Origin of the sequence: Paenibacillus massiliensis 2301065 = DSM 16942 (assembly GCF_000377505.1) — a bacterium.
GTDB lineage: Bacteria > Bacillota > Bacilli > Paenibacillales > Paenibacillaceae > Paenibacillus > Paenibacillus massiliensis.
In genome coordinates, this window is record NZ_KB898190.1 from 20,279 (window position 1) to 32,845 (window position 12,567).

The 12,567-nt window shown below is 50.8% G+C and carries 9 protein-coding genes and 1 other annotated feature; all 9 genes read right to left on the minus strand.

Going from position 1 to position 12,567, the window contains the following annotated elements; translation table 11 throughout:
- Positions 1-15 precede the first annotated feature (15 nt).
- Positions 16-258 (minus strand): DUF4321 domain-containing protein, encoded by a 243-nt coding sequence (locus tag D328_RS0112805; protein WP_018885417.1) that lies wholly within the window; start codon positions 256-258, stop codon positions 16-18.
- Between the two features lie 122 nt (positions 259-380).
- Positions 381-1,505 carry an SPOR domain-containing protein gene (locus D328_RS0112810; protein WP_018885418.1) on the minus strand — a complete coding sequence of 375 codons (1,125 nt, stop codon included), beginning with the start codon at positions 1,503-1,505 and terminating at the stop codon, positions 381-383.
- 133 nt (positions 1,506-1,638) lie between these two features.
- Positions 1,639-3,018, minus strand: a complete 1,380-nt coding sequence (gene murC / locus D328_RS0112815) for a UDP-N-acetylmuramate--L-alanine ligase (RefSeq protein ID WP_018885419.1) — start codon at positions 3,016-3,018, stop codon at positions 1,639-1,641.
- Positions 3,019-3,027: 9 nt separating this feature from the next.
- Positions 3,028-4,407, minus strand: a complete 1,380-nt coding sequence (locus tag D328_RS0112820; RefSeq protein WP_018885420.1) for a bifunctional folylpolyglutamate synthase/dihydrofolate synthase — start codon at positions 4,405-4,407, stop codon at positions 3,028-3,030.
- Between the two features lie 151 nt (positions 4,408-4,558).
- Positions 4,559-7,225: a valine--tRNA ligase gene (locus D328_RS0112825; protein WP_018885421.1), complete on the minus strand. Its 2,667-nt coding sequence runs from the start codon at positions 7,223-7,225 to the stop codon at positions 4,559-4,561.
- Between the two features lie 94 nt (positions 7,226-7,319).
- Positions 7,320-7,576 (minus strand) — a binding site (T-box leader).
- Between the two features lie 231 nt (positions 7,577-7,807).
- Positions 7,808-9,055: a LysM peptidoglycan-binding domain-containing protein gene (locus D328_RS0112830; RefSeq protein WP_018885422.1), complete on the minus strand. Its 1,248-nt coding sequence runs from the start codon at positions 9,053-9,055 to the stop codon at positions 7,808-7,810.
- A 290-nt stretch (positions 9,056-9,345) separates the two neighbouring features.
- Positions 9,346-10,251 carry an RluA family pseudouridine synthase gene (locus D328_RS0112835; protein ID WP_018885423.1) on the minus strand — a complete coding sequence of 302 codons (906 nt, stop codon included), beginning with the start codon at positions 10,249-10,251 and terminating at the stop codon, positions 9,346-9,348.
- Complete coding sequence (gene hemL / locus D328_RS0112840) at positions 10,248-11,549, minus strand: glutamate-1-semialdehyde 2,1-aminomutase (RefSeq protein WP_018885424.1); 1,302 nt, start codon at positions 11,547-11,549, stop codon at positions 10,248-10,250. Before hemL ends, D328_RS0112835 begins: the two co-directional genes overlap by 4 nt.
- Position 11,550: 1 nt before the next feature.
- Positions 11,551-12,561, minus strand: coding sequence for a porphobilinogen synthase (gene hemB, locus D328_RS0112845; protein WP_018885425.1), 1,011 nt, complete (start codon positions 12,559-12,561; stop codon positions 11,551-11,553).
- Positions 12,562-12,567 lie beyond the last annotated feature (6 nt).

Here is a 12,567-nt window from a genome sequence, read left to right on the forward strand (position 1 = left end):
CTCCTTTGACCACAACTAGAGCCTGCGGTACAGCCAGATCGCTACAATAATGCCGATCAAACTGAGCAGGCTCATCTGCAATGTTAATGTTATATTGTAGCTGATGATATCCAGATCAGCCGCAGGCTTCCATGTTATGGACGTAGCCTTCGTCAAGAAGGACAGAACCTGAACCGACTGAAGCGCCTTGGCAATCCAAGCCCCCAGCAGCCAGCCGAGAATAATAAACAGCGTAAATATGCCTGCATTTTTCCTCATCCTGATCTTCCCTCGCCATTTTTTTACACCATATTATTATACGGTGATTTCAGGTGCAACACAAACAGAAATCCGGCACGGGGAAGTATTTCCAGTTCCACGCCGGATCATAGGACACTTGGCTATTGTTTGATGAATTCCAGCAGCTGCCGCTGTCCAAAAACATATTTCATCATGGAGGATTGTACCTCCCATAAATGCTCCTTCGCCTTATTCTTGTTGTACTCCGACAAAGCCGACATCGCACTGTTCATCGACTTGATTAATTCTCCCTCTACGAGCGATTTCGCTTCGCCGGGAATCCCCTTGGACAATAAAGTCACGCTCTCCGTCCAGCGTTGATGTATGCTCTCTAGCTCTGACATGGTGGAGTCTTGCACCTCACCAGGCTGCGCCACACGAAGCAATGAGGCAGACAAAGTTGCCAAACTGTGAACAAGCTCGGTGCTGACCGTAAAATATTCCTCTGCTCCGTCCGGAGTACCCGTAAAAGCAAGCCTGTCTGCTCCAGGAAGATCCAACTGGCGGACATACAGCTCCATGCCTTGCGTCTTCATTTGCCCTCCCAGCAGCTTCGCCTGCTCCCGGTCAGGAGAGATTCCCGCATATACCCTGTTATCCTCAAGAGTCTCCCTTCCAGAGGCTACACCAGCGGCGGCAAGCTCTGTTGCAGCCTGCTGGGCGCGTTCCTCCGAGCTGAATACTCCATATTGAAGCATGTAGTAAGAGCTTGGAGATATCTTCGCCTCTACCACAGGAAATGATGGAGGTACAGTAAGCTCAGCAAGTGTGCCCTGCTCCTGAGAGAATACAGGAACAGCAGCCTGATTCTCAAGTGATGGTGCTTGCACACTGCTGCTATCACCGAAGATGGCCAGCACAATATAGCCGAACAAGGCACCCGTCATCAAAGCGCTGGTTACAGAGCCAGCAATTTTCCAGGGTGAGGTACGACGGACTCGTGCAACAGGACTTACCTTTTCTCTCCAGTAAGCAGGAGAAGACCATGAAGAAGCAGATGCTCCGAACGGGTCGTCCCAGTCCTCATGTCCCGGTACAGGCACTTTGTCCACCTTGGACGGACTGTCTTCGAACTCTTCTATGCTTTGCACAGCAGGCTCCGTCACTAAGAATTCAGTCGGCTCTTGCCGAGCCTGTCGCAGTCTGTTAGCAGAACCATGCGTCGTTTGCTTCGATGGATCAGCCTCTGGCTGATTGAAGTGGAACGTCATTCTGGAATTATTCACGGTACACACCCCTTGTCCCTTTAAGCCTCATATCAAGTTGTATGCACCGCGTTCCCGTTTTATGACTGTTTTGTTCAAAAAAAAGTGCCCTGAGCCGCCGATAAATCGACGACAGGACACTTCAAGTTGTAGTCTAGGACAAACGCCCCTTCAGATGCTGAGCAAGTGCTTCCCCAGCCTTCCAGATATCTCCGGCTCCCATCGTAATGACAAGGTCTCCCGGCTGAATTCGCTGCTGAAGCTCCTGCACTACGGCCTCCTTGGTAGGCAGATAGCGAGCATTAGCATTGCTATTACTTACAATCAGCTCCACCAGCTTGGAGGAATGAATTCCTTCAATCTGCTTCTCTCCAGCTGGAGAGTAAATATCGGTTATGATGACCTCATCCGCTCCGCCAAAGGCACGACTGAACGCATCCAGCAGGAAGAAGGTACGGGTATACCGCTGTGGCTGGAATACAGCAACGATACGCTTCCCTGTAGCTCGTGCAGCACTGATCGTGGCTTCAATCTCCGTAGGATGGTGAGCATAATCGTCAATAACCAGAATATCATTATAATCACCCAGCACTTGAAAGCGTCGCTTGGCCCCGTTAAATTCTACAATCGCCTCGGCAATACGGCTGAATTCAATTCCTGCCTCCAGACAAGCAATGACTGTAGCCATGGCATTATACACATTATGGCGTCCAGGTACAGACAGACGAATCACACCAAGCGGCTGACCTTTATGATTCATCATAAAGGATACCTGACGATCTCCCAGGTGAATATCGGTTGCAGTGTATTCCGCCTCGGAATCGATTCCATAGGTCGTCAGACGAGTCGTCAATTGCGAGCTAAGCTCCTGAATATTAGCGTCATCCGCACATACGACAGCTGTTCCCTCAGGTCTAATCTGATTCAGGAACTGGACATAGGCTTTCTTGAGCTCGGCAAAATCCCCATTGTAGTTCTCAAGATGATCCGCTTCAATATTCGTAACGATCCCTAGCCACGGATGATATTGCAGGAAGGAGCCATCGCTCTCGTCCGCCTCAGCAACGACGCAATCTCCCGTGCCAGCCTTGGCATTGGTGCCCACATTCATAATCTCTCCACCGATAATGTATGTGGGATCCGTTCCGCAACGTTCCATGACGAGAGCGATCATCGAAGAGGTCGTTGTCTTGCCATGAGCTCCAGCTACCGCTACACCTTTCCGTTCATTCATCAGCCGTGCCAACATTTGTGATCGATGCAGGGTAGGTATATTCAACTGCTCAGCTGCTACGCGCTCCACATTATCACGTGATAATGCTGTTGAATATACGACCAGATCAGCACCATGTACATGCTCCGCCGTATGGCCAATGTATATTTTTGCACCCTTTGCTGCCAGCTTCTCGGTCAGCTCCTGTGCCGCAACGTCCGAGCCGGTCACCGTGTACCCCATTTCCAGCATGACCCGTGCAATGGCGCTCATTCCATAACCGCCGATACCGATAAAATGAACATGTTCTGCAGTATTCAACAAAAAATTTCACCAACCTTTTTCCGAATCGGTCTGATGCACAAGAGTCGCACGCACATCGGAAATCAGATACAATGTGCCGGACACGACTCCTAGATCCCCCTCTTCTGTACGCGACTTCAACAGCTCAAGCGACTGCTTCCAGTCTCGTTCCACAATGACTTGTAAATCTTGTTTTGCATATAATGGGCGCAATCTATCCACCAGGTCTGCCAGTTCTCCGGCATCCATCTTGCGGCGAAAATCGGGCTCGGTCAGGATAAGCGTATCCACTAGTGGCAGTATATGCTTGAGATAAGCTTCGTGATGCTTGTTCGCAAGCATCCCCATCATGAAAATCAACTTCCGGTACTTGAACAGCGAAGGAATGCTCTTGGCCAGTGACTCTGCCCCTTCAGGGTTATGAGCACCATCGACGACGATTCTCGGCTCCGTTGATAACAGCTCCAAGCGCCCCGCCCAGTGTGTCTTTCGGAAGCCCTCCAACAACGGCTCATCGTCAAGTACGAAAGCCATATACTGGCGCAGTACCTCCAGTGTCATCATAGCACCGGCTGCGTTCGTACATTGGTGCTCGCCCAGCATGGTGATCGAAATCTCCAATTCTCTGAACGGACCAGCAAAGCGGAAACTCTGTCCATGCTCATCGGCCCCAAGCAGCTCATATATGAAATGCTCACCAGCAAGATAGAGCGTAGCCCCCTTAGCAATGGCAGTCCTCCGAATCACTTCAAGAGCTTCCGGCTGAGTGACACAGCTCACGACAGGCACACCGGATTTGATAATCCCTGCCTTCTCTCCAGCAATCTGCTCCAGCGTATCCCCCAGAATATCCGTATGATCGAAGCCGATATTGGTAATCACCGACACAATCGGGGTGACAATGTTGGTAACATCCATCCTTCCCCCGAGCCCTGTCTCCCATACCACAACATCAGGAAAAGTAACTGTTGCATAATACAAAATGGCAAGGGCCGTAGCTACCTCGAACATGGTGGGGGAGCCAAGCTCTGTCTCCGCAATTTCCTGTACCAATGGGTACAGACGATTGGACAGCATCACAAGATCCGATTCGGAAATGTCAGCTCCGTTAAACTGAAAACGATTTGTAAATTTGGTGATGTAGGGAGAGGTAAAAGTCCCAACATCGTAACCATTCTCCAGCAGCACGGATGTAAGCATCGCGCAGGTAGAGCCTTTGCCGTTGGTTCCAGCTACATGGATGAACTTCAGATGTCGATGCGGCTCACCAAGCATGGTCATCAACCGTTCAATTCGTTCCAGGCCAGGTCTGATACCAAATGGAATCAGACCATTAATCCAGTCAACTGCTTCAGTATATGTGTGTAAGGGTCCCGTTGACCCGGGAGCCTCGTACTGTTCAGACATGCTTTTCACCTTCAGGTCGCTATTATTTGTCACGCTGCTACAGCCAGTTCTCTTCCAGCCGTACCAAATTACACAGCCAAATTGCTGACAAGCACCTCAGACCATGGGGGTTTGTCAGCAAAGTGGTTGTTATTTCATCAACAAGCGTGTGTTAGTCCTTCAACTCCTGGATACGAGCGATCACCTTATCCCGCTTATCAGAGTAGTCTGCATGCTTGGCACGCTCCTCCTCAATGACCTTCGCTGGTGCCTTGGCCACGAAGCCCTCATTAGACAGCTTCTTGTCAATACGCAGCACCTCGTTGTTCAGATGCTGAAGCTCCTTCTCCAGTCGGGCAATCTCCTGTCCGATATCGAGCAGACCCGCTAGCGGTAAATAGAGCTCTGCCCCGGTTACTACTGCAGACATCGCCTTGTCTGGTACATTCAGCTCAATTCCATGCAAGAAGTCGGAGGTATTGCAGAAGCGACGAATGTACTCTCCATTACGGCTCAGAATATCCAGAATATGCGAATCTGCTGCCTTCACCTGCAGCTCAATCTTCTTACTCATTGGAACATTCACTTCAGCACGGATATTTCGCACCGAGCGAATCACATCACGCAGATGATTCATCTCGGCTACCGCTGCTTCATTCTCCAGGGCAGCATCGTATACTGGCCAGGAGGCAAGTGTGATGGTCTCCCCTTCATGAGGCAAATGCTGCCAGATTTCTTCGGAAATAAACGGCATGAACGGATGAATCATGCGCAGTGTACGATCCAGTACATAAGCAAGGACGGATTGTGTCTTCTTCTTGGCTGCTGGATCCTCTCCATATAGTGTGAGCTTGGAGAATTCAATATACCAGTCACAAAGATCATCCCATATGAAGTTATACAGAAGACGTCCAGTCTCCCCGAATTCATAGGCATCTATTAGACGCGTAATATCACGTGAAGTTTCGTTCAGTCTATGCAAGATCCAGCGATCTGCCGTACTGAGTTCACCCGTAATATCAATATCCTCGTACGATACGCCTTCCAGATTCATCAGAGCGAAGCGGGAAGCATTCCAGATCTTGTTGGCAAAATTACGAGCCTGCTCCACCTTCTCAATACGGAAGCGCAGGTCCTGCCCAGGCGTACTGCCTGTCGAGATCATGTAGCGCATGGCATCCGCACCATAGCTCTCAATGACCTCCAGTGGGTCTACCCCGTTGCCAAGTGACTTAGACATTTTGCGTCCTTCAGCATCACGAACAAGTCCGTGAATCAATACATCCGCAAACGGTCTTTGTCCAGTGAATTCCAAAGCGGTGAAGATCATCCGTGCTACCCAGAAATAAATAATGTCATAGCCTGTTACGAGTACATTATTCGGGTAGTAGCGCTTGAAGTCTTCTGTCTCATCAGGCCACCCCATGGTAGAGAACGGCCACAGTCCTGAGCTAAACCAAGTGTCGAGCACATCCTCGTCCTGCTTCAGCTTGCGTCCCGCATACTCTGGCAGCGTCGTAGGATCCTCGGCGCTGACGATAATCTCGCCAGTCTCCTCGTCATACCAGGCTGGAATTCGGTGACCCCACCATAGCTGTCGGGATACACACCAGTCTCTGATATTTTCAATCCAGTGCAGATAGATTTTCTCGAAGCGATCCGGTACGAATTGTACACCATTACCGCCTTTTTGCGCTTCAATAGCAGCATCGGCGAGCGGCTTCATCTTCACGAACCACTGTGTGGACAAGTATGGCTCGATTACAGCATTCGTCCGCTCACTATGTCCTACCTGATGCACATGATCCTCAATGCGAATCAGCACACCCTGTTCCTTCAGGTCCGCGACGATCTGCTTCCGGCAATCACTACGATCGAGTCCTTGATATTTGCCAGCTTCTTCATTCATCGATCCATCTTCATTCATCACATTGATCTGTGGCAGCTGATGGCGTTGCCCCATCTCGAAGTCATTAGGGTCATGGGCAGGCGTAATCTTGACTGCGCCACTACCAAATTCCTTATCTACATAATCGTCAGCAATGACAGGGATCTCACGGCCCACAATAGGGAGGACCAGCATCTCGCCGATCATATCCTTGTAGCGCTCGTCCTCTGGATGAACGGCTACGGCCACATCTCCCAGCATCGTCTCAGGACGTGTCGTTGCCACCGTAATATGCCCATTACCATTCTTAAGCGGATATTGCAGATGATACAGGTGACCATTCACTTCCTTGTATTCTACCTCGATGTCAGACAGCGCTGTACGAGCCACAGGGTCCCAGTTAATGATCCGCTTGCCGCGATAGATCAGACCTTTATTATAGAGCTTGACGAACACCTCACGAACGGCCTTGGATAGACCCTCGTCCAGCGTAAAGCGTTCACGGGAGTAATCCAAAGAGAAGCCCATTTTTTCCCATTGTCTATGGATATTGTTCAGGTAAAGGTCTTTCCACTCCCATACCTTCTCCAGGAATTTCTCGCGTCCTAGATCATAACGGGTCAGCCCTTCAGCGCGAAGCTGCTGTTCTACCTTGGTCTGTGTAGCGATCCCTGCATGATCTGCTCCCGGCAGCCACAGTGCATCATAGCCCTGCATCCGCTTCGTACGAATAATAATATCCTGTAAAGTGAAATCAAGGGCATGACCAATGTGCAGCATTCCTGTCACATTCGGAGGCGGGATAACGATCGAGAACGGCTCTGCTTCTGGCAGACGTCCTGCACGAAAATATCCTCCATCCATCCAGTACTTATACCACTTTTGCTCCGCCGATTTCGGATCATAGGTTGTCGGCATCTCGGTTGTTGCTTGGTGCTCTTGCTCTGACATATCTATTCCCTCCAACGTAATTGGTTTTCCGTGCTCTAATCCGCATTCAATACCATGCATATATGGGGACGAAAATAAAAAAAGCCCTCCATCCTCAAAGGACGAAAGGCTGTTCTTTCGCGGTACCACCTTTGTTTCACATCCCTGCAATTGACCCATAGGGGTACAAGGTTGTGACACTCTACGGATAACGGCCGTCCCCGGCTTGTTCTAATACGCATCTTGCCTCGGCGGGTTCAAACAAGCGACTCCCGGGCGACTTCGGCCAGCTGCATCCTGCGGAACCTCACAGCGCTACAATTCCGCTCTCTGAAGGGCTCACTGCCTACTCTTCCCGTTCAATGTCTGTTGTATAGCTGGCAGATGACCTTGCGCTATTCAAAGCGCGTGATGTCAAGCACATCATCTCTCCAGTTGCTATACCACATCATAACTTGCTGAATGCTGTTAGTCAATATCCAAAGCCCCGCATTGCCTTTTACACGGAGTATAGCTGTCTTTTCAGAGCTCTAGTAGAAGGCATAATTCAAAAAATCAGACACAAGTTGCTTAGAGGCTACAAGCTCACTCTCCGTTCATACATCATGGGATGAGCAATACCTGTCCTTCCTCCACCCCATGCTCTGTAAGCCTGTTGTATAGCTGCAGCTCACGTACACTTAGCTCATAGCGGTCGGCAATGGTCTCCAATGTCTCCTCCCGCTGCACAATACATAGCCTCAGCTTACGGAAAGCTCCTTGCTCCTCTTCGCTGCGCTGGAACAGGGAATTCCACCGACCACCTGCTGCTGTGAAATCCTCTGGCTCCTGCTCAGCATGTGCTTCTGCCTCCGTTGCTTCATTAGCAGGCGGCTCCTTGGATACCCGTGAGGTTGGTAGCAATGTAGAGAACGGAACAGACTCCAGTTCGGTAACCAGAACATCCTTTTTGCTGCCAAAGGCCACCTTCATTTCCTTCTTGTCCTCTGAGGATGAATCCACAGCTGCAGTCACTTCTTCTTGCTCGTTCTGTAGTTCGGATTCAGACAGAGCTGATACCGCAGCATCGGAGTCTTCTATCTGAATATCGGAGGAAGGATCACGCTCATCCTCATCCACCTGTTGCTCCCGTTCTTCATTCCATGGCGAATGGTCAGCATCCGTGTTCGCTTGGGATGTACCAGATGGCCTGTCAGGCTCACGAATTTCTTCTCTCGCATGGGAGGCACTCTCGAACTGCCAGACCTGTGGCTTATTCGATGACTGTTCAGCAGCCGGTTTATCTGACGAAGAAGTGCTATGTGCAGCAGAATCGCCAAAATGAGGACTCCATTGCTCTGGAGCAGTCGTTGATGATGCCACAAAAGCAGAGTCCGGCTCACGCTGTTGCTCCTGTACTTCCTCTCGCTGCTGCACAAGATTTGTGGGAGGCTGCGGTGTATGCACGACCGTAAATTCGTCCTCGGCCCAGACAGAAGAGTCGGCTGGCTCTATCCCTTCCACCCCATGGAGTGACAACACCCCGGTAATATTCAGACTTCGCAAAGACAACAAATCCACATCGAAATTTTCAATTTCTACCGAGATGTCCTCTACACTGCTGACCCGGTTCATAGGAATCGTAATTTCCACAGGGATGAGATGAGTAAGGCTCTGAAGCTCATTTTCCTCTCCCCGATATACCCCTTCAAGCAGCAAATGTCCGCGTAACGCCGCCTGATCCTCCTGCTCAACAACCTGAATCCGCGGCAGTAGCTCAATCTCCTCTAACTCTGCTATGCCCGCAGCTTCCTCCGTCAGATGGATACGTTCATAGATATCAAAACGCAAGCCATAGGGCCTATCTTGCATGGATAGCATCCTCCTTTCGGGAGCTTCCGCATGTTCGTTGCCTGTGCGGATAGTCCTTAATCCAACCATTGTTCGTTCGGTTCATGTATATGCACCAGAAAGAAGAGCATGCCATCTTTTGCAAAAAGAACCCTTGTCATCAGCCCAATGCTGTATACGTTATAGCTCTCTTCTTAACAAAAAAACAGTGCCACACTTCCCCTGACAAGCGGTCTCGGACGAAGTCCTTCCTGCTTAACTTGTTAATTGGGGAAGTCTAGCACTGATCTATTTGCATATTTTGTAATTTGCTATGGCTTCAAACGGTCATACAACTCTCGAAAGTCCGATGGCCAAGGATCATGGACGAGGATCTCCTGTCGACTGATTGGATGCTGGAATGTCAGCTCCTCACCATGAAGTGCCTGCCTCCGCATCTGTAATGACGGACCTCCATATAACACATCACCTAGCAGCGGATGGCCGACATGACTCATATGTACGCGAATCTGATGGGTCCTGCCTGTCTCCAGAGTCAGGTGTACAAGAGTAGCTCCTTGCAGATATTCCTCAGTCTGCACAAGGGTAACTGCCTCTTGACCGGTAGTCGATACGCGCCGTCTCTGCTTATGGTGTCGATCCTTACCGATCGGCTCATCAATCCGAACCAGATCCTTTGGCACCTTACCCTGACCAATAGCAACATAGCGGCGGTGGATTTCCTTGCTCCTCATTTGCTCGTCCAGCTTGAGCTGAGCAAAGCCATTCTTCGCATACAGCACAGGACCTGTCGTATCCACATCCAGACGGTGGATATGCCGCACAGGTGTCCGAATTCCGTTCATCTCATAATAAGATGCCACCGCATGATCCAGAGTGACAGGACCGTCTCCCGCTCCTCCATCCGGATGTACAGGCATGCCGGCAGGCTTGTGCACGACCAGACAAAAGTCGTCCTCGTACAGGACTGTCAGTTCATGCCACCTCGGCTCCACACCATAGTCCAGCTCAGGGAACAACTGTATCCGCAACCGATCTCCGGCTAGCAGGATAAGCTTATCCTGCTGTAATCTACGGTATAGCTTCTCAGGCATGCCAAGCTGCCCCTGTATCCAACGCTCTGCGGCAAGGTGCTTGTCCTCACTTGAAGTGACCTCCTTGCCAGGAGTCAGCTCTAGCCACGGTCCGCGTCGCTTCCAGCTCTTCCGCCAGCTCATAGACGTCTCAGCGCATTATAGTTGGCTTCAATCGTGGCATCAATATCCTGAATAGTGTGCGCTGCCGATACGAACATGCCCTCGAACTGAGAAGGCGCTACACTGACTCCCTCACGGACCATTTCCGCGAAGTAGCGACGGAAATGATCCGGATTGCTTGCACGTGCCACTTCATAATTTGTAACCTGCTTGTCGTTAAAGAACGGACACACCATAGAGCCGACACGGTTAATGGATACAGGAATTCCGATCTCCCGCGTATTACGTTCGAAGCCCTCCTGTAGTCTAGCCGCCCGCTCCTCCAATTGGTCATAGATCTCTGGCGTGAGTAGACTCAGTGTGGTGTAGCCTGCTGCCATAGCCAGTGGATTGCCACTCAGCGTTCCCGCCTGATAGATCGGGCCAGCTGGTGCCATCTGCTCCATAATCTCTCTTCGTCCACCATAGGCACCGACCGGAAGACCGCCACCAATGACTTTGCCAAGACACGTCAGATCCGGGGTAATGCCAAAACGCCCTTGAGCTGAATGATAGCCGACACGGAACCCTGTCATGACCTCATCGAAAATAAGCAGACTGCCGTATTGCTCGGTCAATCGGCGCAAGCTCTCCAGGAATCCAGGCAGCGGAGGAACAACCCCCATATTTCCCGCTACGGGCTCAACAATGACGGCTGCGATATCCTCACCATATTTCTCAAAGACCAGAGACACCGAAGCCTCGTCATTATAAGGCACCGTGATCGTATTGCTTGCTACGCCTTCTGGTACACCCGGGCTGTCAGGCAGCCCCAGTGTAGCTACCCCGGAGCCTGCCTTGATCAACAGGCTGTCAGCATGACCATGGTAAGAGCCTTCGAATTTGAGAATTTTGCTACGTCCGGTATAGCCTCTCGCCAGACGAATAGCGCTCATGGTAGCCTCGGTGCCTGAGTTAACCATCCGTACAATATCAACAGAAGGCACCCGTTCGCAGACGAGCTTCGCCATCTCGGTCTCTAGCAGTGTTGGTGCACCAAAGCTTGTGCCCTTGATCGCGGTATCATGCAACGCCTTAACGACCTCTGGGTGTGCATGTCCCATGATAAGAGGCCCCCACGAGCCGACAAAATCAATGTAAGCATTGCCGTCAATATCGTATACATAGGCCCCTTCACCACGTTCCACGTAAATGGGGGTAATCCCTACGGACTTGAAGGCGCGAACAGGGCTGTTCACTCCACCTGGAATATACTGCTTGGCTTCAGCAAAGGCTACTGCTGATTTTCCATCATCATGTCTTCCAAAGGGTTTGCTCATTTTATTTTTTGCCTCCATCCGCCAGCCATTTGGCTGCATCCTTAGCTGAATACGTAATAATCATATCCGCTCCGGCACGCTTCATGCTGGTGAGAATCTCCAGCACGGTCGCCCGCTCATCAATCCATCCCTGCAGGGCAGCTGCCTTCACCATCGCATACTCACCACTTACGTTGTAAGCGACCAGCGGCAGATCGAACTGGTCCTTAATCGTCCGCATCACATCTAGATAGGACAAAGAAGGCTTGACCATTAGCATATCAGCACCCTCCAGCACATCAGACTCCGCCTCTCGCAGCGCTTCACGAGCATTGGCCGGGTCCATTTGATAGGACTTGCGGTCTCCGAACTGCGGAGCTGAGTCAGCTGCTTCTCGGAACGGTCCGTAGAAGGCAGAGGCATACTTCACCGAGTATGACATAATCGGAATATGCGTAAAGCCAGCCTCGTCGAGGCCATGGCGTATCGCCTGTACGAATCCATCCATCATGTTCGATGGCGCAATAATGTCTGCACCAGCCTCCGCTTGGGATACGGCCGTTTTGATCAGCAACTCTAATGATTCATCATTAAGAACATCGCCACACAGGACACCATCCTGCTCATAGGTATGTACCATCCCGCAATGTCCGTGATCAGTAAATTCGCATAGACAGGTATCAGCCACGACGAGCAGATCGGGATACTGCGCTTTGATCAGACGCGTCGCCTCTTGTACAATGCCATGCTCATCATAAGCAGATGAACCGACATCATCCTTGGTATCCGGAATGCCGAACAACAGCACCGCAGGAATGCCAAGACTATGAATCTCTTGTAACTCTGGCCCCAGCTGATCAAGTGAGAAGCGGTATACACCCGGCATCGACTTGATCTCCTGCTTCACACCCTCACCATAAGTGACATAAATCGGCTGTATAAAATCAGCAGGGTTCAACCAGGTCTCACGAACCATGCTGCGCAGTGCCGCCGTCTGCCGTAGACGGCGATGTCTCGCAAATGATTGTATCATCAAGTA

What these genes read in the sequence shown, in the direction of transcription:
- D328_RS0112835 (WP_018885423.1), bottom strand. Translation starts at nt 10,251, where the DNA reads ATGAGCTGGCGGAAGAGCTGGAAGCGACGCGGACCGTGGCTAGAGCTG.
- D328_RS0112805 (WP_018885417.1), bottom strand. Translation starts at nt 258, where the DNA reads ATGAGGAAAAATGCAGGCATATTTACGCTGTTTATTATTCTCGGCTGG.
- D328_RS0112830 (WP_018885422.1), bottom strand. Translation starts at nt 9,055, where the DNA reads ATGCAAGATAGGCCCTATGGCTTGCGTTTTGATATCTATGAACGTATC.
- hemL (WP_018885424.1), bottom strand. Translation starts at nt 11,549, where the DNA reads ATGAGCAAACCCTTTGGAAGACATGATGATGGAAAATCAGCAGTAGCC.
- D328_RS0112820 (WP_018885420.1), bottom strand. Translation starts at nt 4,407, where the DNA reads ATGTCTGAACAGTACGAGGCTCCCGGGTCAACGGGACCCTTACACACA.
- D328_RS0112825 (WP_018885421.1), bottom strand. Translation starts at nt 7,225, where the DNA reads ATGTCAGAGCAAGAGCACCAAGCAACAACCGAGATGCCGACAACCTAT.
- hemB (WP_018885425.1), bottom strand. Translation starts at nt 12,561, where the DNA reads ATGATACAATCATTTGCGAGACATCGCCGTCTACGGCAGACGGCGGCA.